This is a genomic window from Sneathiella sp., from assembly GCF_041689005.1.
Classification (GTDB): domain Bacteria; phylum Pseudomonadota; class Alphaproteobacteria; order Sneathiellales; family Sneathiellaceae; genus Sneathiella.
In genome coordinates this window covers 167,295-187,160 of sequence record NZ_JBDNHC010000074.1, presented here as the reverse complement: position 1 = coordinate 187,160, position 19,866 = coordinate 167,295, and the positions used below count along the sequence as shown (strand labels likewise).

The following is a 19,866-nucleotide window of genomic DNA, read 5'->3' as shown; positions in this document are numbered from 1 at the left end:
AGCGTCCACCATTTCTTGGACTTTTTCCAGAAACCTCTAGTGCTGCTGATCGTCGCTTTCTCACTTTTGCTTCTTTGCCATCACTTAACCTTGCCTTATCACACTCCCTATCAGAGTGTGTGCAGGAAATATTACAATGCATTTTTAGTATGGGTGTTGAAGAAAACGCCGGTAACCTCTTTACCCCCGCCGCTTTTTCGGCAGAGTATCCATATATTTGCAGATAATACCGAGCATGACTTCATCGGCGCCGCCGCCGATGGAGGTCAGACGACCGTCCCGGTAGAGGCGGGAGATCGGGGTTTCGTTCATGAAGCCCATGCCGCCGTAATATTGCAGGCAGGCGTCGGCAACCTCACGGGTCAAGCGACCGACCTTCAGTTTGGCCATGGAGGCGAGCATGGTCACATCGGCGCCGTCCCGGTACTCGGCGACAGCGCGATAGGTGAGGGAACGAAGCGCCTCCAGCTCGGTTTTTAGCTCGGCAAGGCGGAAATGGATCACTTGATTTTCCAGTAGCGGCCGGCCGAAGGCCTCGCGCGCGCTGGTATAGGCAATGGTGTCATTGATCGCGCGCTCCAGCGGATAAAGCCCGGCGCCCGCCGCCCATAGCCGTTCCTCCTGAAACTGCTGCATCTGGTAGGTGAAGCCCTTGCCCTCCTCGCCGATGAGGTTGCGTTTCGGCACCCGCACATCCTCGAAGAAAAGCTGCGCGGTATCGGAGGCGCGCATGCCGAGCTTGTCGAGCTTGCGGGTAACAGTGATGCCGGGCGTCGTCATGGGAACAACAATCAGGGACTTGCTGCTATGCAGGGGCCCGTCGCTGGTGTTGACGAGCATGCACATGAAATCGGCCTGAATGCCGTTGGTGATCCACATCTTCTGGCCGTTGATAATGTAATCGTCGCCGTCGGGCCGGGCGCGGCTTTTGATCGCGGCAACGTCGGAGCCGGCACCGGGCTCGGAGACCCCAATACAGGCGACGAAGTCCCCGGAGATGGCGGGGCGAAGAAACGTCTCCTTCACATAATCGGAGCCGAAGCGGGCGAGGGCCGGGGTCGCCATGTCGGTCTGCACGCCGATCGCCATCGGGACGGCACCGCAGGTAATCCGGCCGAGTGTTTCGGAAACCGCCAGGCTGTAGGAGTAATCGAGGCCCATGCCGCCGTATGCCTCGGGCTTGCAGACGCCGAGAAAGCCTTGGGCGCCGAGTTTTTTGAAAAGGTCGTGGGCCGGGAACATCCCCGCCGCCTCCCAATCCTCGACATGGGGGTTTATTTCCTGTTCGATGAATTTTGTGAGCGAGCGGATGAGTTCCTGATGGTCGGGGCCATAGATCACTCCCCCTCCTCCTGAAACAGTTTGGGGGTTACCGCGAGATGAAAGCCGTTATAGGCCTTGTTGTTCTTGTGGTCGGGCATGTCCCAGTTGATGCGCACATTGGGCGCGGCGCCATCGACGCGGAGACAGGTGCCGGAGATAAAGGCCGCGGCCTCGGACAGCAGGAAGACGATGGCCGCGGAAACCTCCGATTCTGTCCCCATGCGTTTCACCGGGTTCGATTTCACGCGGACCTTTACCCGCTCCTTCCACCAGTCCGGATAGGTATCCATGCCGGAGGAGACGATCATGCCGGGGGCGATGGCGTTGACCCGGACCCCGGCGGGCGCCCATTCAAGCGCGGCGGTCTCGGTAAAGCTCAGCATGCCCTTTCGGGCGGCGCCGGAATGCCCCATGCCCGGCATCGAATTCCACATATCGGCGACCATATTGACGATCGGGCCGCCGCCGTTTTCCTTCATCCACTGGGTGTAGCATTCGCGGGCAAACAGAAAGCCGCCGGTCAGGTTTGTCTTGATGACCGCTTCCCAGCCTTTGAGCGTGATCTCCTCCAGCAGCGCGGGAAACTGCCCGCCCGCATTATTGACGAGCCCGTGTATGGCGCCCTGACGGGCAATGATGTCGGCGACGGCCGCGCGCACCGCGTCTTCATCACGGATATCGCAAGTATGGGTGGTGGCAGTGCCGCCGTCTGCTGCAATTTCCGCGGCCACCGTCTCCAGCTTGTCGAGAGAGCGGCCGACGAGCGCCACTTTCGCGCCCAAAGCAACCAGCTCATGGGCCGTACAACGGCCGATGCCACTGCCGCCGCCGGTGATGACAATCGACTGTCCGTCAAACAGTCCGGGCCTGAAAATGCTTTTATAATTCATGGGCGGCGCTCCTCCGGCTTTTTATTGTTTTTAATCGGCGCCCGGCGGCTGAAGTATATTCCTGTGAGTGCCGGATCGCGCATTGACAGCTCGTTACTTGACGTTTACGTTAACGTCAATACTACTTTGAGGCTCGTTCTGACCTCCCCGTTTATAGACATTTTCGGTGCAAAGCTGAAAGGAAAAAAGATGGCGACCCTGCAAGAAATAACCGACGGCCTGCGCGCCCGTATTGGCGAGGATTGTGGCCTTGACGCGACACTGAAATTCGATTTCGAGGACGACGGCGTGGTGTTTGTTGATGCAACGACCGTTCCCAATGTTGTCTCGAACGAGGATAAGGATGCCGACTGCACGATCACGATCACGCAGGAGAATTTTGAGGCGCTGGCGGCTGGTGAGCTTGACCCGACGACGGCCTTCATGATGGGCAAGCTGAAAATTGCGGGCAATATGGGCATTGCCATGAAACTGCAAAGCCTTTTTTCCTGAGGCATCTACGCCGGACCAGACGGAAAACAAAAGAAATTCGGCGGTTGGAGAAGTTTTTCCTGTACCTTTGCGCCGTCAGCCCTTATGTAAGGCGCTTCGAATTTTAGTTACACGCGAACGGAGCTCATCACATGACAGCAAGATCAGCACGGAATGGCCGCAATCAAGGCGGTAAAAACCGTAAAAAAGGTGGCGGTGGTGCCGGTAACGGTCTGACCAAGAACAGCCGGTCAAACCAGCAGCGCGCCGCCCGCAAAATGAACCTGAAGGCACATGGCCGCCACGCGGCCCGTCGTCAGTTGAAGAAAGTCCAGGAAGCGACACGCGCCGCAGCCTGACACCTCTTCATATCTAATGCCAAATGGCGGCTCCCGAGTACCGGGGCCGCCATTTTTCTTGTCTTCAACCGGGGCGGCGGCGCCCGCCGGGGTAATCGACCGGCCAGCAGCTTTGCTGCCAGCGCGGCCTGTTCTTTGCTCCTCCGCGGTTTTTACCACAAGCGTCGCCAGCGACAATGGGGTCAAGAATCTGATTCGGATCATATGAGGTTTCCTAGTTACGAATAATAATCATTATTAAATATGAGCGAGATTGCGCCGTCAATAGTTTTTAAGAATGATTCGCAAATATTTGAGATCGGGATGAATTAACGGGCGGGGAAGGTGGCCTGTCCACGGTCAGATCTGGTCGGTGGCAACATAGCGCTCCCCGACATTGTCATAGCCGGTCTCGAACGACCAGCCGTCGCGCTCCGCCGCAATCACGATATTGGCGCAAGCGCGGCTATCCGACAGCGCGTCATGATGTTTTAGCTCGAGCCCGAGAAAATGCGCGACATTGGGAAGCTTCGTCGGCCGCACATCCCACATCTTGCGGGCAAGCTGGACGGTGCAGGTAAATTCCGGCGCGGGCATGCCAAGGCCGTAACGGGTACAGCAACGGGCGAGGACCTTGCGGTCGAACCCCGAGTTATGAGCGGCAAGGAAGTCAACGCCGTCAAAATAGGGGGCAATCGTCGGCCATAACCGGCCGAAATCCGGCGCCTCCGCCACATCCTCCCAGCAGAGGCCGTGAATATGGGTGAAGGAGAACTCCGGGGTTGGCGGGCGGATCAGAAACACCTCTTCGGCACTGATCTGCCCTTGTTCGACCCGGACAAGACCAATCGCGCAAGCGCTATCGGCGCCATAGCTGGCGGTTTCAAAATCAATGGCAAGAAAGACACTCATGGGTATTTGTAACCTGAAAGCGCAGGCAGTTCCAGGCCCTCAGCCGCCCTTCTAAACTGTCGCTTTGGCCCTTTTGCGCGCTTCATATTTAAGTTTCTCTTCTTCCACCAGTTCCTTCTTCGACAGTTTGCCGACGAGAGTCTTGGGGAGTTCCGCCCGAAACTCAAGGTCTGTCGGCAGTTCATGCTTGCCGAGCTTGTCGGCGAGAAAGCTGCGCAGCTCATCAAGCGTGAATTCCTTGCCGTTCGGGGCCAGCTTGATAAAAGCTTTTGCCGCCTCGCCGCGATACTCATCAGGGATGCCGACGACGGTGACTTCCGCGATACCGGGATGCTCGAAAATCGCTTCCTCGATGATCCGGGGATAGACATTGAACCCGCCGGACGTGATCATGTCCTTGGTGCGATCAACAATATGCATATAGCCATCTTCATCCAGATACCCGGTGTCGCCGGTCAGGAAAAATCCATCAACGAAAGATTCGGCTGTCACTTCGGGTTTGTTCCAGTATCCCTTCATGATATTGGGTCCCTTGATGGCAATCTCACCGATTTCCCCGGTTGCCATGGCTTTGTTTTTATCATCCACATCGAGAATCTTGATTTCCACCCCCGGCACCGGCACACCTGCCGCGCCCGAGACGCGCTTGTCCGTCATGGGTGTCGAGGTTCCCGACGGCGAGGTTTCTGTCATGCCCCAGCCTTCAAGCAGGCGGCAGCCGGTAAGTCTCTGGAACTTGTCCTGCACGTCAACGGGTAGCGGCGCGCCGCCCGACGCACAAAACTTGAGCGATGACAGGTCATACTTGGCAATATCCGGATGACTGGCGATGGCCATATACATGGTCGGCACGCCCGGAAACATCGTCGGTTTCTTCTTGTCCAGATCCTTCATCACTGCTTCAAGCTCGAATTTCGGATGGAGAATAATTTCCGACCCCCCGGCAATGCCGAAATTCATGATCACGGTCAGCGCGTAGATGTGAAAGAGCGGGAGCACCGCCAGTACTTTCTCGGTTCCGTCAATCAGGACAGGCTCATCCCCCTGCTGCATGGCCTTTAACTGCTGACAGGCGGCGATCAGGTTCTTGTGGGTCAGCATCGCACCCTTGGGCAGGCCGGTTGTGCCGCCGGTATATTGCAGAACGGCAATCTGTTCGGAGGGTTCAGGAACCGCGGCAACCTCCATTTTTCCATCATTATCGAGCAGCTGCTTGAAAGTGATGTGGTTGTTATCGGTCGGGACCGACGCGATATCCTTTGATTTCACCAAGGGGTAAAGCAGGTTTTTCGGGAACGGCAAAACCTCCTTCAGGTTACCGACGATGATCTTTTTAAGCCGGGTATCCGCCAGCATTCCGGCGATTTTCGGATATAGCACTTCCAGATCCAGCGTTACCATGAAATCGGTTGTGCTATCCTCGATCTTATGGCGAAGTTCGCGTTCGGCATCGAGCGGGGAATAATTAACAACAATGCCGCCGGCTTTCAGGATCCCGAAAAAGCAGACGATATAGTGGGGCGTATTGGGAAGATAGAGGCCGACATGCACGCCCTCCTTTACCCCAAGCGCGCGAAATCCCTTTGCGGCCCGCATGACCATGTCATCAAGGGTCGCATAGGTGGTTTTCTTATCCATGAAATCGATGACATTATTGTGCGGCCATTTACTGACGGCCTCGTCCAGCAGGGCATAGACCGGTTTGTCCTCAATCTCGATTTCCCACTTAACCCCTTTGGGGTACGATTTTTCCCATAGAAAGTCCGACATGTTGCTCCTTACCTTCCTTGCATTCTGGTCCCTGTTTTTTAATTAAGGTACGTTGCAAAAGGCAGGCGGGTCAACGGAAAGCGTAACTTCTGGACTAAAACCCGTCCGGCCCGGCGCCACAGATTATCACGCCGACGTTTTCGCCCGATTTCGGGACGTATTTTTTGGTGCTCAATGCGGCAATGGCGGCGGCGGCGGACAGCTCGACACCGAGACCGCAGGCCTGCCAGAGCCATTTGGCGCTGCTTTGCATTTCCGCATCGTTGACGAGGACGATATCATCGACAAGCTCGGTGATGATCTCAAGGTTGAGTTCGGCGGACCGGCGCGGCGCGAGGGTGCTGGCCCGGGTGGATATTTCCTCAAGGGTGACTAGCTTCCCGGCATCGACACTCCGTTTCAGCGTCGGCGCGCCGGTCGCCTCAATTCCGATGACCTTGATGCCCGGCTTCAGCGCCTTTACGGCGGAGGCCACGCCGGAAATCAGGCCGCCGCCACCGATCGCGATCAGCAGGACGTCAAGGTTTGGCGTATCTTCAAGTATTTCGAGGCCAAGGGTGCCCTGTCCGGCAATAACGCTCTTGTCAGCAAAGGGGTGAACGTAGGTTTTCCCCTGTTTTTCCATGGCCTCCAGCGCCAGCAGGTTGGCGTCATCCCAGACGGCGCCCTGAACGACGACCTCACTGGCTATCTTGTGCAGCTTCTCAATTTTGGACGCGGGGGTGTTTTCGGGCAGGTAAATCGTCGTCGGGGTGCCGGTCATCGCCCCGGCGGTGGCCACTCCCATGCCATGATTGCCGCCCGACGCGGTCACCAATCCACATTTAAGGGCGGCGGCGTCCAGCCCGAGAATGGTGTTGAGCGCGCCACGTATTTTAAAGGAGCCGGATATCTGCAAGGATTCGAGCTTCAACGACACGGCAAGCCCATCCTCCAGAATAACCTCCATTTGCGGGGTCCGGCGGATGCGGCCCGCGAGATTTTTACTGGCCGCCTCGATCAGGGAGAGGGGGATATGTGATGTCATCGCGACTTACTTTCCAATTACTTTCCAGATTCCGTCGGCAGTCAAAATGCGGTCTCCACGTACCAGCAGCTCACCGCGGATAAAGATAACCGACAGGCCCTTGCGGCTTAACTCGGACCTGGCCTCAATCCAGTCGCCGGGTTTGGCGGAGGAGATGAAATCGCAATTGAGGCTGATGGTCGCGCAGCGCTTCTTGTCAACCAGCCGCCAGACTGTCTGGCCCAGCACTTCATCGAGGAAACTCATCAGCATTCCACCGTGAACAACGCCTTGGCCATTGGCATGGCTGTCGTTGGCAAGAAACCCGTAGGAATAGCCGTTGTCATCATGGCGGAAGTAAAGGGGGCCTATTTTATCAGCGAAGAAGCCACGGGAAGCAAAAGGGCGAAAGCCCTCTGGAATGGGGGAACTGGTCATACAGGGTCTCGTTATCGTTATTTTGTCCAAGTATGTCAATTATCTGCAATTGCGCAAGCGAGTTGCTGCACTATTTTGGCAGGCGATGGTCTTGACTCCTTGGCTGGTCTAAATGTTACCCTACATAGAGATGTGAAAGGAAGTGCGAGAGAATATGGGTGTTCATTGCTGCGGTACAGATAATAGTGCGGATGGCGGGAAACTGCAGGACAGCCGCTACCGGCTGATATTGTGGATTGCCCTGATCCTCAATGGTGGCATGTTCCTGGTCGAGATCGTTGCCGGGCTCGCCTCCGGGTCGTCTTCCCTGCAGGCGGATGCGCTTGACTTTCTGGGGGATGCCGGAAATTACGCTATCAGCCTGTTCGTCTTCAGCATGGCGCTTCGGGTGCGGGCGGGGGCTGCCCTCTTTAAGGGACTGGTCATGGGTCTTTTCGGGGTCTGGGTGATCGGAACGGCAGTTTACCACGCATTTTCCGGGACGCTCCCCGATGCCGCGTCGATGGGGATGGTCGGGGCGGTTGCATTGCTTGTCAACGCGGGCGTTTTTGCTCTTCTCTGGTCCTATCGCGCCGGGGACAGCAACATGCGCTCCGTCTGGCTCTGTACCCGGAATGACGTGATCGGCAATGTCGCCGTCCTGCTGGCGGCGGCCGGGGTATTCGGCACTGGAACCGGCTGGCCAGACTTTATTGTTGCGGCAATTATGGCCTTCCTCGCCCTTCAGGGGGCCTGGGTCATCATTCGTCAGGCGCGCCGTGAAATGCACAAGGAAGACGACACCGATTTAGTGACATCCACCTTGTGACGGGGTTCCTAGCTGTTCGGCACGATATAGCCGTTGCGCTCGGCATTCTCGATACATTCATGCTTTTCTGCGTATCCTTGCGTCGATGCGCCGACGATCCGCCCGTTTGAGGCAGTGCGCCGCCAGCGCCATTTATGGTGTTTCTCGTTATGGTCCTGATAAAATTCCCACTTATCAGCACGGCTTTTCTCTGTCATCATCATCTCCATTGGGTGAATATGCGGGTAGACGCCCCTGCAGCTTCATTTGTGACCGGCGTTCAACAGATCGGCCGTTAATTTTTTTTGGCTTGGCCGAGCCTCTTCATGATTATGGGATCGTATGAAAACCGTCATTATCGACATTGAGAAAATTTACACCACTGCGAAGGCACGGAAAGAGCTGAAACCGGCGCGCGTCTCGGAACTGGCGGAGGATATACTGGAAAACGGCCAGAAAACCCCGATCCAGGTCAGGGTGGGGCAGGATCGCTACGTCCTGATTGAGGGGCTCCACCGGTTGGAGGCGCTCAGGTCCTTGGGCGAGGAGACAATCGATGCCGTCATCGTCCAGGCACGGCGTCACTAGGCCCCGCTTGCCGCATTCTCCATCAGGCGGCGGTAAAACTGAATTATCTCAATATAATTGTCGATGAGGATGCGCTCGTTGGTGCCATGGATCCGGGCGAGATCATCAGGCCCCAGCCGCATCGGGATGAAGCGATAGTTATTCTCGGAAATATCCTCGTAATGCTTGCTGTCCGATCCGGCAAGCATCAGGCCCGGGGAGATCAGCACATCGGGCAATATTTCATGGATCGTTGTCTCAATCGCGCGGTAGCCGTCGCTGTCTTTGCTGGAGATACGGGACGGTTCATTCCCCTGTAGCACTGTGATCTCGATATCCGGATCCTCAATGGTCGTGCGAACATGCTCTATCACGTCGTCAATGCGGGTGCCGGGCAAAAGCCTGAAATTAACGGTGGCCGAGGCCGTTGAGGGCAGAACATTATCTTTTGTACCGCCGTTGATAATTGTTACGGCAGTTGTCGTCCGGACCATGGCATTCGTCGCCCCGCCCTTGCCAAGCTCGCCAACCAGCAGCGGTTCCAGCAGCCAGCGATTCGAGATAATGGCCTTGAGCGGCAGTGTCATATGGGGCGACAGGCTGTCGAACATGTCTGACGCGGGGCTTTGCAGCGTTGCCGGAAACCGGTTTTCCTCCAGCCGGGTGATGGCGCGGGCAATCTTGCCGATCGCCGTGGTGCGCGGCGGAATCGAGGAATGCCCGCCCGCCGTCGTCGCGGTCAGCGACACCGTAAGATACCCTTTTTCGGCAAGAGCAATGAAGGCAATCGGGTCATCGATCCCCGGCATCAGGCCCTGAACCACGACCATGCCCTCATCGATCGAGAAGGTAAGCTCGACACCGCGGGACTTCAGCAGGGCGGCAATCTTTCCGGCACCGTTATCCCCGCCGATCTCCTCATCATGGCCGAAGCCGAAATACATCGTCCGCGCCGGGGTGAAACCGGCTTTCAGTTGCAATTCGGCGGCTTCCAGAATGGCAAAGACTGATAGCTTATCATCAAGGGTGCCCCGGCCCCAGACAGCACCCTCCGCGATATCTCCCGAGAAGGCACCGTGGGTCCAGTCATCTTCGGTTCCGGCCTCGACCGGGACAACATCCATATGCCCCATCAGCAATATTGGCTTGAGGCTAGCGTCTGTCCCCTTCCAGGTATAGAGCAGGCTGTGGCCGTTCACGACTTCGCGCGTCAGTTTTTCTGCTATCAACGGGTAGGAGCTGTTGATCAGCAGATGCAGCCGGTCGAATTCCTCCGCCGCGACGGGATTGGTGGTACCGGTGGACACGGTTTTGATCTTCACGGCCTCGGCCAGCCTGTTCACCGCCGCGACGGTGTCAAAGGTTGGTAACTCAATTGCCGTAACTTGGGTGTCGGCGGCGCTGTTCAGAAAAGTCTTTATTGCAAGCACGGCAATCAGCACAATCAGGAGGACAACGACGGATAAGACAATTTTTTTTATCATAACAGGCAAACTCCGATGCGCTTTTGTGCCGTTTTGCTTTTCTTGCTGGCTGCAGGATGGTACAAACATGTGCAAATAAAAAGGGAAAAGACACAATGCGCACTGAAGAACGCCAGAAGGCGATTACAGAAACCGTCGACCGAATTCGCGACTGCACCCGGGGGCGGACGATCGGGCCGGAAGTCCTTGATGATATCAAGCAGCAGCTTATCCGCCTTGCCGGCGAGACGCATTTATTCTCCATCGAGGATTTTCCGGGACCGGAGGCTGATGCCAAGCGCCGAAGTTGCTTGTATCGTCTGTCCGAAGATGACGACCACGGCTTCGCCCTCTATCTTAATGTCGCCAGCGGGGCCGTCACCGCGCCGCCCCATAATCATACGACATGGGCGGTCATTGCGGGGATTGAGGGGCAGGAAGAAAACAGGTTTTACAAGAAGGTCCCGGACGGGGTCAAGCAGACCGGTAGTCAGGTGGTGGAACAAGGTACCGCCGTTGCCCTGATGCCTGATGATATTCACACAATCCATATCAAGGAGGGAGCCCCAGTGCTCAATTTTCATATGTACGGCCGGGCGCTGGAACAGCTGGACAAACGCAATTTCTGGAATGATCAGGAAGAGGTGTGGAAGACCTTCCCGGCCCATACTGATATTCGCGAGGCGCGCTCATGACGTTTGATCTGATATCGCCAGCGCGTTTGCGCGAAAAAATGGCCCCCGATGCGACAGCTGAATATGCCTTGATTGACGTGCGTGAGTTGGGTGTACATTCCGAGGGACATCCGTTTTTTGCCGTACCGTTGCCGCTCAGCCAACTGGAGTTGAAGGCACTGAAGCTACTGCCGCGCAAATCGGTGCCGCTGTATATCCTCGATCAGGGACCTGAGCTGCCGCTGGCCGAACGGGCCGCCGAGCTGCTTGCGGGCTTTGGGTATAGTGATATTCGTCTGGTTGAACGGGGCGTCGAAGGCTGGCGGGAAGCTGGTTTCGAGATTTTCTCCGGCATCAACGTGCCGAGCAAGGCATTCGGTGAGTTTGTTGAGGAAGCCTACGGCACACCTCATATCACCGCATCGGACCTGGCGGAGCGGCAGAAGCAGGGTGAAAAAATTGTCATTCTCGATAGCCGTCCCTTCCGCGAATTCCACCGGATGTCAATCCCTGGCGGTATCGATATGCCAGGTGCCGAGCTGGTGCATCGGGTGTATGAAACCGTACCCGACGCCGACACGCAGATTGTTGTCAACTGCGCCGGCCGGACACGTAGCATCATTGGCGCGCAGTCGCTGATCAACGCGGGCATTCCCAATCCGGTTGCCGCGTTGAAGGATGGCACCATGGGCTGGCATCTCGCCGATCTTAAACTTGCCCATAAGGAAAACAGAGTAGCTCCGCCGCCGGGTCCGGATGCCGGAAGCCGGAGTCAGCAATCTGCTGACCAGGTTGCGACGCGGTTTGGGGTTAAAACCATTGACCTCGACACGCTGGAGGCGTGGCAACAGGAACGGGAGACGCGCAGTCTTTACCTTCTCGACGTTCGGGATGAAGCGGAATATCTGGCAGGGCATTTTCCGGGGGCGCTTCACGCTCCCGGCGGTCAGCTTGTTCAGGCAACCGATGAATATGTCGCTACTCGAAATGCGCGGATCGTGCTGATTGACGGCGAAAGTGTGCGGGCTGTGATGACGGCTTCCTGGTTGTTGCAGATGAACTGGCCGGAGGTATTGGTCCTGCAGACCAGTCCCGACAGGTTCACCGAAACCGGGCCTTCAGCGGGCGCCGAGATTGAGCAAACCCCTGTGATTTCCGCCCATGAGCTGGATGCGGCGCTGGCCTCGGGTGAGCCGATCGCGGTTATCGATCTGGGGTCGTCGCCTGCCTATCGTGCGGGCCATATACCCGGCGCCTATTGGGCAATCCGAGCGCGGCTGGACAAGGATCTTATTTTTGTTCCGCCAATGGGACTAATTGTCCTGACGTCGAAAGATGGAGATATTGCCCATCTCGCCGCGCAGGAAGTTGCCCGTCTTCGCCCCGGGACCCTGATCCGGGTACTGGACGGCGGAACCGCGGCGTGGAAGCAGGCCTCCCTGCCGCTTGAAAAGGGGGAGACCCAACTCTTAAGCCGCCTCGACGATCTCTGGTCTAGACCCTATGACACGAGCGACCCCGAGGAAGTGCGCAAGCGTATGCAGGACTACCTGACATGGGAGGTTGGATTGATGCAACAGATAGAGCGGGACGGACTGGTTCGATTCCAGCGGTTCGAGCCATGATGCTGATTTTTACTTAACGGGATTTGCAGGTTTACGTAACGTAAACCTGCGCCGGAGAGGAATGTAAAGGCGTATTGAAACCTCTGCTTGCAATGAGGAAAAACCCGGCCTAGCATAAGGCCAAATGGGCACGGTAGAAGCCCATGCGTATAAGGGAGAAACCTCAATGGATCTATCATTTAGCGCCGACGATTTAGCCTTTCGGGATGAAGTGCGCGATTTTCTTGCAACCGCGCTACCGAAGGACGTGAAGGACCGTTTTGAACGGGGCCTGCACCCGACCAAGGAAGGGCAGGTCAGATGGCACAAAATCCTGAACGAGAAGGGCTGGGTCGCCCCGAACTGGCCCAAGGAATATGGGGGAACGGGCTGGACGATCTCGCAGAAATATATCGCGGCCCATGAGTTTGGTCAGGCCTCGGCACCGCAGGCGATGCCGTTTGGCGTCGGGATGGTGGCTCCGGTCATCTATACCTTCGGCACTCAGGCGCAGAAGGATAAATACCTGCCGCGTATCCTGAACTCAGACGATTGGTGGTGTCAGGGCTATTCCGAACCGGGATCCGGGTCCGATCTTGCCTCACTGCAAACCAAGGCTGTCCGAGACGGTGATCACTACATCGTCAATGGCCAGAAAATCTGGACTTCCTTCGCCCAGCATGCGGACATGATCTTCTGTCTTGTCCGGACCGATAGCTCGGTCAAGGCGCAGGAAGGTATTTCCTTCTTGCTGATTGATATGAAGACGCCGGGGATCTCGATCAAGCCGATCTATGGACTTGACAAGGAAAACAGCCTCAACGAGGTCTTTTTTGACGACGTCCGGGTGCCGGTCGAAAACCGCATCGGCGAAGAGAACAAGGGCTGGACCTACGCCAAATTCCTGCTCGGAAATGAACGTACGGGGATTGCCCGTGTCGCCCGCTCGAAACGCCAGGTCGTGCGCTTGCGGGAAATCTCGCGGGTGGAACGTAGCGGTGCGGGAACGCTGGCCGAGGATCCGGACTTTATCGCCAAGCTTGCGCGGATAGAGGTTGACCTGATGGCACTGGAATATACCGAGCTTCGCATGCTCTCGATGATTGCCAACGGCAAGACATTGTCGGCGGAACCGTCGCTCTTGAAGATCAAGGGAACCGAAATACAGCAGCGGCTGACCGAACTGATGGTTGAGACGCTCGGTATGTATGGCGCGCCATATGAGCCTGAACGGGCCTATGCCGGACGTAATGACGGACCGGCCGGGCCGGATTATGCCCATGGGCCGATGGCGGATCATCTCTATCTTCGCGCTGCAACCATCTATGGCGGCAGTAATGAAATTCAACGTAACATCGTCTCCAAGATGGTTCTGGGGTTATAGGGAAAACAAGAAAATGGATTTTGAACTTTCCGACGAGCAAAAGCTGCTAAAAGACAGTGTCGAGCGGTTTGTCAAAGACAACTATGCCACTGAGGCACGGGCAAAACTGGCGGACACGGAACTTGGCTTCAGCCGGGATCACTGGAAGAAGATGGCCGAACTGGGCTGGCTCGGCCTGCCCTTCGCGGAGGAGGTCGGTGGCTTTGGCGGCACTGCTGTTGAAACCATGATCATGATGGAAAGCATGGGACGTGGGCTGGTGCTGGAACCGTTTCTGGCAACGGTTATCCTTGGTGGCGGTCTTGTCGCCGAAGCAGGCAGCGCCGAACAGATTGAGGCGATTATCCCTGAGTTGATTGAAGGCAAGATGATGCTCGCCTTTGCCTATGCCGAGCCACAATCACGGTTTGATCTCAATAACGTGGCGACAACGGCCAGCAAGTCCGGCGACGGCTATGTGCTGAACGGCCATAAGGCGGTTGTCTATCACGGCACTACGGCCGACAAGATTATCGTCTCCGCCCGCACCAGTGGCGATGCGCTGGATACGGACGGCATTTCCCTTTTCCTCGTTGACAATGATGCGGAGGGGGTCAGCCGCCGTGACTATCGCACCATCGATGGTCAGCGCGCCGCCGATATCATGCTGGAAAATGTCAAGGTTGGCGCGGATGCGCTGCTTGGCGCCGAGGGCAAGGCATACCCGGCCATTGAAAAGGTTGCCAGTCGGGCGATCGCGGCGCTGTGCGCTGAAGCCGTCGGCGCCATGCAGACGGCGAACGAGATCACGAACGAATATATGAAACAGCGCAAGCAGTTCGGCGTTCCCATCGGCAAGTTCCAGGTACTGCAGCACCGCATGGTCGATATGTATATGGAAGCTGAGCAGTCCAAGTCGATGTCTGACATGGTGGCGATGAAACTCGATCTTGGAGATGAGCTTGACGCGCGGAAGGCGGTCTCGGCGGCCAAGGCGCAAGTCGGCAACGCGGCGAAATTTATCGGTCAGCAGTCCATTCAGCTACATGGCGGCATGGGCATGACCGATGAATATTCCATCGGTCACTATTTTAAACGCCTGACAACGATTGAAATGCTGTTCGGCAACACGGATTATCATTTCAAGAAATTTGCCGCTCTGTCGTCATAAAGCGGCTTTCAGGGGGGAGCCGGTAGATGTCGTCAGGATGTCTTCGGGGGTTGCCGGGTCGCGTCCTTGAAATGCAGACGGCAGAGGGCGACGTAGCGATCATTCCCGCCAATTTCCTTTTGTGCGCCCTCAATTACCGGCTCGCCCGTTTCGGTGACCCGGATGACCATGATGGCCTTCTTGCCGCAATGACAGATGGTTTTCAGCTCTTTCAGCTCATCCGCCCAGGCGAGAAGATACTGACTGCCCTCAAAGAGGTTTCCTTGAAAATCCGTGCGCAAGCCGTAGGCAAGCACCGGTATCCCGAGCTTGTCCGTGATTTCTGACAGCTGGTAAACCTGATCCTTGGTCAGAAACTGGCTTTCATCGACCATGACGCAATCGACCCTGTCCTGTTTCACCTCGCGGGTGACAAATTCAAAAAGATCGGTCTCTGCCGTGAACAGGTTGGCGTCGGCTTCCAGCCCGATGCGCGATGTGATCTTGCCGACGCCATACCGGTCATCCAGTGCCGCCGTGAACAGCAACGGCCGCATGCCGCGCTCCCGGTAATTAAAGCTCGACTGTAACAGGGTTGTCGATTTGCCGGCGTTCATGGTCGCGTAATTGAAATAAAGCTTGGCCATCGGATTAGTTTCTACAAGGACTGGCAATATTCGGAAACTCTGTCCAGACAAACGGTGTCCGGCGGTAGGAAAGGTAGAGGGGATGGCCGGGTAATCCGGCCGCGGTCAGGGACAGGACATAGGGCGTGATTCCGGTGTCGTTAAGCAGGTGGCATATTTCTTCGTGCCTGTGCCTGTGGTGTCCATGCCCGCCCCAGGCACAGACAACCATCTTCGCCGAGGCCGTGCTGGAAAGGAGGGCGGCATCGTTCTCTGGTCCGACCGGATCCGGTGATTTTTTCAACTCCTTCGGATCTGTTGCCCGAAAGGCGAAGATATTCACGACATCCAGCGCGGCGAAGCCCATGTCAACCGCGCGCCGATGACAGCGCTCAATGGTGGGATCGTTGCGGGTTGCATCCGCGGTCGAGGGGTTAAGCATGATAAAGGTGACCATCGGGCCATCTGCCCAGCGCCGCCAGAGACGATAGCGATAATCGCCGCACGAGCTGAACTCGGCGCCGGAGTGGGCGAAATACCTATTCTCCATCGAGATTCGGGAACAGGATACCAGGTGTCCCCTCCTGCCAGATATCCCGCTTCTTCATGACAGCAGCGAAATTGGCTGAGGCAAGGTGGGCAGCAAGCCAGCTTTTCAGCCGTGGATAGGGCGCGCGGTCAAACCAGTTGCGATCGGCGTTCGCGAACTGGCGGATAAAGGGAAAGAGTGCCATATCCGCGAGGCTCGGTACGTCCCCGACAAGATACTGGCGGGACGCAAGGCATTCTTCAAGCTTTGCGAGAAATCTCTCGCCAGCCTTCCGGTATTGCTCGCGGCTTTTTTCCGGGAAGCGGACATGGTATTTATAACGGTCAAGATTATCCTTGAAGGGCCCGTCATTTTCGGCAATCAGGCCGAATATCTCCCGGCGGACCGATGTTTCCTCCGGCAGCCAGTGATCGGGGTCGTTCTGCTCCAGCGCCCAGAGCATGATATCAAGGCTTTCCTCCAGCACCGTGCCGTCACGGTGTTTGAGGACGGGGACGGTTGCTTTGGGGCTCGCCGCGACCATGTCGGCGGGTTTGTCTTTTAACAGGATATCGCGCAGCTCGACCTCGGTGCCCGAATAGACGAGCGCCATGCGGCTGCGGATGGCATAGGGGCAGCGGCGAAAGCTATAAAGGATGGGCAGCGGTGACGCTCGCTGATCCTGCGGGGCGATTGAGGGCATTTGAATGTTCCGGGCTTTCCTGTTTATCCGAGCCGTTCATCTGGCTATATATAGCCAAAAAGGTCCCCGATTACCAGCGAAGCCGGTTAACCCGACGGCGCATGGCCGCTCGTAATGTTTCCCTATGGTCGAACTTGATATCGACAACCGGTTCGTCATCCTCGAATTCGAATTCTGGGATTTCGAACGGGCGTGACGCGCCGGCTTCATAAGTTTCGCCTGCCTCCGGGTCGGATTCCCGGGGGTGCAGATCGACAACCTCCACGGTTTCCCGCCGGGCAGGCTTCTGCCGGGGTTTGTCCCGTGTTGGTGATTTAAGCAGATCGATTTCTTCCGGGGCCAGATCCGGGGAAATTGAATATTCTTCCTCTGTCTTCTCCCATTTAGGTCGGGATGAGGTTTCTTTTGCGGGCGCGTCTTTTTTGGACGTTGATCCAAAGTGCATTTCGGGCGCGGGTTCCGCAAATTCTATCGGCTCGTGAAACGTCTCGAAAATTTCCATTTTCGGGGGTGGGCTATACTCACGCCGCGACGACTGCCGTTTTGCCTTTGCCTGCCGCGCGGCTGTTTCCGCGGAACCGCCGGTTCGGCGCTCAAATGTCTGGTTAGTCTGTTTTAGGGTGGGCAGGACAGTTTCAATGCGGTCCACCAATGTCAGAACCGCGTCGCTCAGGCGTTTATTCTTCTGGCGCAACTGCTCATTTTTGGTCAACAAATACTGTTCCCGCATTGACAAGACGTCCGGGTGGCCAAATAGTGATCTTCCACGGTTTTCCCGAGCGAAACTCATGTGATGCGCTTTTAGTCCTGTCCTTAAAAGATTTCTGTATTTCGGTACCGTCAGAGCAACGAGGTTATCCCTTGACTGCTGGAAGATATGTTAACGGGAAATATGGTCTAAAACCACCTAAAAACAAAGATATTATGGTTAATTTCAAATAAAATTAGCTAAAAATTTAATGAGCGGGAAAAGGGGGCGAATCAGTGTGCGGATATTAACCATAATACTATCGAAATCCAATCACGACAGTGAAAAATATTCAATTTTTTCAGCAGGTTATGGTTAACGCGAATCACGGTTGAAAATTTTTCCTTAAAGGTTATCGTGGCGTTTATTTTCTGACCCCGATGGCCTCCTGGTCGCAATTTCCCATCGAGTATGCCTTATCAATCTGGCACGCCCGGTTCATATCGACGACAAAATTCCCCTTGCAGTTCTTGAAGTTCATCCACGCCTGAAAATGATAATCTTCCCCGGCTTCACTATCGGAAATATAATAGGTCAGGTACTCTATCTTGGTAATGTTGTCGCGGTCTATGCCGCGGTCATCAATGACCTGTTCCACCACCGGCTTGCAGTCTTCGGGTTTATAGGCCGTGATGGATTTCTGGAGATAGTCTGCCTTTGCGGTGCCAGTGACAGCAACGGCCAGAAGCGCGGCCCCGACAACAACTCTTGCAGGTTTTGTCATGGGAAATCTTTTTGTAAATTTCATAATTGAACCTTTTGGCGAGAAATTCAGACGGTCTGTACCGTTCTTCTTAATGTATTACCAGAGGCCTTTAAATCAAATGATTTTGATCTCAATCGGGCTCAATCCGTCGATATGGCCTTTTACGTGATCGCCGCGTTCAAGCGGGCCGACTCCGGCCGGGGTTCCGGTGTAAATGAGGTCGCCGGGCTGCAGCATGAATTCGCGGGACAGGAAGGCAATCACGTCGTCGATCGACCAGATCAAATCGGCGATCGAGGCTAATTGCCGGGTCTCATCATTAACGGTCAGCCAGATTTTCGACGTTTCGAGCCCGACGGCGTTGGCAGCGGGAGTCAACGTCCCGCACGGCGCAGACTGGTCAAATGCCTTGCCACTGTCCCACGGTCGCCCCTTGTCCTTGGCTATCTTCTGCAAATCACGGCGGGTGAGGTCGATGCCGGTCGCATAGCCAAAAATATGGCGTCTGGCATCTTCCTGCTCGATGTTCTCTCCTGCTTCACCGATGGCCACCACAAGCTCCATTTCATAATGGAAGTTGGCTGTGGCCTTGGGGTAGGGGATGTCGGTGCCACTTTCAACGACGGCATCGGCGGGCTTGGTGAAGAAGAAAGGCGGTTCGCGGTCCGGATCGCCGCCCATTTCGCGCGCATGTTCGGCATAGTTGCGACCAACGCAGAATATCCGCCGGACAGGGAAACGGTCCTCGGTTCCCTCGACGGCGACGGAGGGGATTTCTTGGGGGGCAAACACATAATTCATCTCGATGAGCACTTTCCTGACAGGGGCTGTGGCCCGAATGCGTGTTGTAAGGGCAATTTGCGGCGCTATACTAGGCGGAAATAACCAATAATAAAAGGGAGCAGTGAAGATGAACATATGGCAAGTTGGCGATGTCCGTATTACTCGTATCGTCGAGGTAGAGGCAATGGGGGGGACGCGGTTTATTCTTCCGCAGGCGACACCGGAAACTATCCGTCCGATCGACTGGATGGTCCCGCATTTTGCAACGCCTGAGGGAAAGCTGATCATGAGCATTCATGCGCTGGTCATAGATACCGGATCCCGCCGGATTGTCGTTGATACCTGCCTTGGCAATGATAAAAAGCGCAAGGTCTCCGCCTGGAACATGCTGCAAACAAGTTTTCTGGCGGACCTTGAGGCGGCGGGATATCCCCGGACCAGCATTGATACGGTTCTTTGCACCCATTTGCATGTGGATCATGTCGGCTGGAATACGATGCTGGTCGACGACGAATGGGTTCCGACCTTTCCGAACGCCCGCTATTTTTTCGGGCAGCGGGAATGGGACTATTCGCAGGAAGCATCCCAGGCCCAGTTTGGCGACGTGATCAGTGATTCCGTGGCCCCGATTGTTAATGCCGGCCTTGCGGATTTCGTTGAAATGGACCACCGCATTTGTGAAGAGGTAAGCCTGTTCCCCTCGCCGGGCCACACCCCCGGTCACGTCTGTGTTGCCGTTCGCTCGGGCGGCAAAGAGGCGGTCATCACCGGCGACAGCATACATCATCCCTGTCAGATTGCACATCCGGAATGGTCGAGTGCCGTCGATGACGATCCCGATAAGGCACGGAGGACCCGCGAAGGTTTTTTGAAAAAATACTGTAATTCGGATACACTGATTATAGGCACTCATTTCGCAACGCCAACGGCCGGGTATCTAAAACGGCGCGATACGGGCGATTATTGGCTGAAAACGTAACGTTTTGCACAAGGAACATGACTTAAGGTAAAGCTG

The 19,866-nt window shown here is 56.0% G+C and carries 23 protein-coding genes; 8 read left to right on the top strand and 15 right to left on the bottom strand.

Annotated elements, in window-relative coordinates; all coding sequences use genetic code 11:
* Nucleotides 1–180: 180 nt before the first annotated feature.
* Nucleotides 181–1,341: an acyl-CoA dehydrogenase family protein gene (locus tag ACESNI_RS09525; protein ID WP_373086323.1), complete on the bottom strand. Its 1,161-nt coding sequence runs from the start codon at nucleotides 1,339–1,341 to the stop codon at nucleotides 181–183.
* Nucleotides 1,338–2,213: an SDR family oxidoreductase gene (locus ACESNI_RS09520; protein ID WP_373086322.1), complete on the bottom strand. Its 876-nt coding sequence runs from the start codon at nucleotides 2,211–2,213 to the stop codon at nucleotides 1,338–1,340. The genes ACESNI_RS09525 and ACESNI_RS09520 overlap by 4 nt, the downstream gene beginning before the upstream one ends.
* 189 nt (nucleotides 2,214–2,402) lie before the next feature.
* Here ACESNI_RS09520 and ACESNI_RS09515 point away from each other — a divergent pair, with 189 nt between their 5' ends.
* Nucleotides 2,403–2,705: an SCP2 sterol-binding domain-containing protein gene (locus ACESNI_RS09515; protein ID WP_373086320.1), complete on the top strand. Its 303-nt coding sequence runs from the start codon at nucleotides 2,403–2,405 to the stop codon at nucleotides 2,703–2,705.
* A gap of 230 nt (nucleotides 2,706–2,935) precedes the next feature.
* Here the strand turns inward: ACESNI_RS09515 and ACESNI_RS09510 are convergent, their stop codons facing one another.
* The 5 genes from ACESNI_RS09510 to ACESNI_RS09490 form a co-directional block, all read right to left on the bottom strand.
* Nucleotides 2,936–3,247 (bottom strand): hypothetical protein, encoded by a 312-nt coding sequence (locus ACESNI_RS09510; RefSeq protein WP_373086318.1) that lies wholly within the window; start codon nucleotides 3,245–3,247, stop codon nucleotides 2,936–2,938.
* 135 nt (nucleotides 3,248–3,382) lie between these two features.
* Entirely contained in the window at nucleotides 3,383–3,934 is a 552-nt protein-coding gene (locus ACESNI_RS09505; RefSeq protein WP_373086317.1) for a 3'-5' exonuclease, read from the bottom strand.
* Between the two features lie 51 nt (nucleotides 3,935–3,985).
* Complete coding sequence (locus ACESNI_RS09500; protein ID WP_373086316.1) at nucleotides 3,986–5,704, bottom strand: long-chain fatty acid--CoA ligase; 1,719 nt, start codon at nucleotides 5,702–5,704, stop codon at nucleotides 3,986–3,988.
* 94 nt (nucleotides 5,705–5,798) lie between these two features.
* The gene (locus ACESNI_RS09495) at nucleotides 5,799–6,731 is read right to left on the bottom strand and encodes a threonine/serine dehydratase (protein WP_373086315.1); all 933 of its coding nucleotides are present in this window, start codon (nucleotides 6,729–6,731) and stop codon (nucleotides 5,799–5,801) included.
* A 6-nt stretch (nucleotides 6,732–6,737) separates the two neighbouring features.
* Nucleotides 6,738–7,148: a PaaI family thioesterase gene (locus ACESNI_RS09490; RefSeq protein ID WP_373086314.1), complete on the bottom strand. Its 411-nt coding sequence runs from the start codon at nucleotides 7,146–7,148 to the stop codon at nucleotides 6,738–6,740.
* A 154-nt stretch (nucleotides 7,149–7,302) separates the two neighbouring features.
* On the opposite strand from ACESNI_RS09490, the gene ACESNI_RS09485 reads away from it, so the two are divergent.
* Nucleotides 7,303–7,956, top strand: coding sequence for a cation transporter (locus ACESNI_RS09485; RefSeq protein ID WP_373086364.1), 654 nt, complete (start codon nucleotides 7,303–7,305; stop codon nucleotides 7,954–7,956).
* Nucleotides 7,957–7,964: 8 nt separating this feature from the next.
* Here ACESNI_RS09485 and ACESNI_RS09480 read toward each other — a convergent pair whose 3' ends face one another.
* Complete coding sequence (locus tag ACESNI_RS09480; RefSeq protein ID WP_373086313.1) at nucleotides 7,965–8,153, bottom strand: DUF1508 domain-containing protein; 189 nt, start codon at nucleotides 8,151–8,153, stop codon at nucleotides 7,965–7,967.
* A 124-nt stretch (nucleotides 8,154–8,277) separates the two neighbouring features.
* Here ACESNI_RS09480 and ACESNI_RS09475 point away from each other — a divergent pair, with 124 nt between their 5' ends.
* The gene (locus tag ACESNI_RS09475; protein ID WP_373086312.1) at nucleotides 8,278–8,523 is read left to right on the top strand and encodes a ParB N-terminal domain-containing protein; all 246 of its coding nucleotides are present in this window, start codon (nucleotides 8,278–8,280) and stop codon (nucleotides 8,521–8,523) included.
* Here ACESNI_RS09475 and ACESNI_RS09470 read toward each other — a convergent pair.
* Nucleotides 8,520–9,986 carry a M20 family peptidase gene (locus ACESNI_RS09470; RefSeq protein ID WP_373086311.1) on the bottom strand — a complete coding sequence of 489 codons (1,467 nt, stop codon included), beginning with the start codon at nucleotides 9,984–9,986 and terminating at the stop codon, nucleotides 8,520–8,522. The two genes, ACESNI_RS09475 and ACESNI_RS09470, sit on opposite strands and share 4 nt — an antisense overlap.
* 95 nt (nucleotides 9,987–10,081) lie before the next feature.
* Here ACESNI_RS09470 and ACESNI_RS09465 point away from each other — a divergent pair, with 95 nt between their 5' ends.
* From ACESNI_RS09465 to ACESNI_RS09450, 4 genes are all read left to right on the top strand, one after another.
* The gene (locus ACESNI_RS09465; protein ID WP_373086309.1) at nucleotides 10,082–10,660 is read left to right on the top strand and encodes a cysteine dioxygenase; all 579 of its coding nucleotides are present in this window, start codon (nucleotides 10,082–10,084) and stop codon (nucleotides 10,658–10,660) included.
* Nucleotides 10,657–12,264, top strand: coding sequence for a rhodanese-like domain-containing protein (locus ACESNI_RS09460; protein WP_373086308.1), 1,608 nt, complete (start codon nucleotides 10,657–10,659; stop codon nucleotides 12,262–12,264). The genes ACESNI_RS09465 and ACESNI_RS09460 overlap by 4 nt, the downstream gene beginning before the upstream one ends.
* Nucleotides 12,265–12,430: 166 nt before the next feature.
* The gene (locus ACESNI_RS09455) at nucleotides 12,431–13,627 is read left to right on the top strand and encodes an acyl-CoA dehydrogenase family protein (RefSeq protein ID WP_373086307.1); all 1,197 of its coding nucleotides are present in this window, start codon (nucleotides 12,431–12,433) and stop codon (nucleotides 13,625–13,627) included.
* Between the two features lie 13 nt (nucleotides 13,628–13,640).
* Nucleotides 13,641–14,777 (top strand): acyl-CoA dehydrogenase family protein, encoded by a 1,137-nt coding sequence (locus ACESNI_RS09450; RefSeq protein ID WP_373086306.1) that lies wholly within the window; start codon nucleotides 13,641–13,643, stop codon nucleotides 14,775–14,777.
* Between the two features lie 32 nt (nucleotides 14,778–14,809).
* Here ACESNI_RS09450 and ACESNI_RS09445 read toward each other — a convergent pair whose 3' ends face one another.
* From ACESNI_RS09445 to ACESNI_RS09420, 6 genes are all read right to left on the bottom strand, one after another.
* A complete protein-coding gene (locus ACESNI_RS09445) occupies nucleotides 14,810–15,403 on the bottom strand; it encodes a thymidine kinase (protein ID WP_373086305.1) in 594 nt (197 codons plus the stop codon).
* Between the two features lie 4 nt (nucleotides 15,404–15,407).
* Nucleotides 15,408–15,932, bottom strand: a complete 525-nt coding sequence (locus ACESNI_RS09440) for a DUF1643 domain-containing protein (RefSeq protein WP_373086304.1) — start codon at nucleotides 15,930–15,932, stop codon at nucleotides 15,408–15,410.
* Entirely contained in the window at nucleotides 15,922–16,614 is a 693-nt protein-coding gene (locus tag ACESNI_RS09435) for a glutathione S-transferase (RefSeq protein WP_373086303.1), read from the bottom strand. The genes ACESNI_RS09440 and ACESNI_RS09435 overlap by 11 nt, the downstream gene beginning before the upstream one ends.
* Nucleotides 16,615–16,684: 70 nt before the next feature.
* Entirely contained in the window at nucleotides 16,685–17,326 is a 642-nt protein-coding gene (locus ACESNI_RS09430) for a hypothetical protein (protein ID WP_373086302.1), read from the bottom strand.
* Between the two features lie 400 nt (nucleotides 17,327–17,726).
* A complete protein-coding gene (locus ACESNI_RS09425) occupies nucleotides 17,727–18,086 on the bottom strand; it encodes a hypothetical protein (RefSeq protein ID WP_373086301.1) in 360 nt (119 codons plus the stop codon).
* Nucleotides 18,087–18,182: 96 nt separating this feature from the next.
* Nucleotides 18,183–18,869: a fumarylacetoacetate hydrolase family protein gene (locus ACESNI_RS09420; protein ID WP_373086299.1), complete on the bottom strand. Its 687-nt coding sequence runs from the start codon at nucleotides 18,867–18,869 to the stop codon at nucleotides 18,183–18,185.
* A 109-nt stretch (nucleotides 18,870–18,978) separates the two neighbouring features.
* Between ACESNI_RS09420 and ACESNI_RS09415 the strand changes: the two genes are divergently transcribed.
* Entirely contained in the window at nucleotides 18,979–19,830 is an 852-nt protein-coding gene (locus ACESNI_RS09415; RefSeq protein ID WP_373086297.1) for an MBL fold metallo-hydrolase, read from the top strand.
* Nucleotides 19,831–19,866: the final 36 nt, after the last annotated feature.

Excerpts from the sequence above, each read along its gene's own strand:
- ACESNI_RS09520 (WP_373086322.1), bottom strand. The coding sequence starts at position 2,213 with ATGAATTATAAAAGCATTTTCAGGCCCGGACTGTTTGACGGACAGTCG.
- ACESNI_RS09515 (WP_373086320.1), top strand. The coding sequence starts at position 2,403 with ATGGCGACCCTGCAAGAAATAACCGACGGCCTGCGCGCCCGTATTGGC.
- ACESNI_RS09510 (WP_373086318.1), bottom strand. The coding sequence starts at position 3,247 with ATGATCCGAATCAGATTCTTGACCCCATTGTCGCTGGCGACGCTTGTG.
- ACESNI_RS09505 (WP_373086317.1), bottom strand. The coding sequence starts at position 3,934 with ATGAGTGTCTTTCTTGCCATTGATTTTGAAACCGCCAGCTATGGCGCC.
- ACESNI_RS09500 (WP_373086316.1), bottom strand. The coding sequence starts at position 5,704 with ATGTCGGACTTTCTATGGGAAAAATCGTACCCCAAAGGGGTTAAGTGG.
- ACESNI_RS09495 (WP_373086315.1), bottom strand. The coding sequence starts at position 6,731 with ATGACATCACATATCCCCCTCTCCCTGATCGAGGCGGCCAGTAAAAAT.
- ACESNI_RS09490 (WP_373086314.1), bottom strand. The coding sequence starts at position 7,148 with ATGACCAGTTCCCCCATTCCAGAGGGCTTTCGCCCTTTTGCTTCCCGT.
- ACESNI_RS09485 (WP_373086364.1), top strand. The coding sequence starts at position 7,303 with ATGGGTGTTCATTGCTGCGGTACAGATAATAGTGCGGATGGCGGGAAA.
- ACESNI_RS09480 (WP_373086313.1), bottom strand. The coding sequence starts at position 8,153 with ATGACAGAGAAAAGCCGTGCTGATAAGTGGGAATTTTATCAGGACCAT.
- ACESNI_RS09475 (WP_373086312.1), top strand. The coding sequence starts at position 8,278 with ATGAAAACCGTCATTATCGACATTGAGAAAATTTACACCACTGCGAAG.
- ACESNI_RS09470 (WP_373086311.1), bottom strand. The coding sequence starts at position 9,986 with ATGATAAAAAAAATTGTCTTATCCGTCGTTGTCCTCCTGATTGTGCTG.
- ACESNI_RS09465 (WP_373086309.1), top strand. The coding sequence starts at position 10,082 with ATGCGCACTGAAGAACGCCAGAAGGCGATTACAGAAACCGTCGACCGA.
- ACESNI_RS09460 (WP_373086308.1), top strand. The coding sequence starts at position 10,657 with ATGACGTTTGATCTGATATCGCCAGCGCGTTTGCGCGAAAAAATGGCC.
- ACESNI_RS09455 (WP_373086307.1), top strand. The coding sequence starts at position 12,431 with ATGGATCTATCATTTAGCGCCGACGATTTAGCCTTTCGGGATGAAGTG.
- ACESNI_RS09450 (WP_373086306.1), top strand. The coding sequence starts at position 13,641 with ATGGATTTTGAACTTTCCGACGAGCAAAAGCTGCTAAAAGACAGTGTC.
- ACESNI_RS09445 (WP_373086305.1), bottom strand. The coding sequence starts at position 15,403 with ATGGCCAAGCTTTATTTCAATTACGCGACCATGAACGCCGGCAAATCG.
- ACESNI_RS09440 (WP_373086304.1), bottom strand. The coding sequence starts at position 15,932 with ATGGAGAATAGGTATTTCGCCCACTCCGGCGCCGAGTTCAGCTCGTGC.
- ACESNI_RS09435 (WP_373086303.1), bottom strand. The coding sequence starts at position 16,614 with ATGCCCTCAATCGCCCCGCAGGATCAGCGAGCGTCACCGCTGCCCATC.
- ACESNI_RS09425 (WP_373086301.1), bottom strand. The coding sequence starts at position 18,086 with ATGACAAAACCTGCAAGAGTTGTTGTCGGGGCCGCGCTTCTGGCCGTT.
- ACESNI_RS09420 (WP_373086299.1), bottom strand. The coding sequence starts at position 18,869 with ATGAATTATGTGTTTGCCCCCCAAGAAATCCCCTCCGTCGCCGTCGAG.
- ACESNI_RS09415 (WP_373086297.1), top strand. The coding sequence starts at position 18,979 with ATGAACATATGGCAAGTTGGCGATGTCCGTATTACTCGTATCGTCGAG.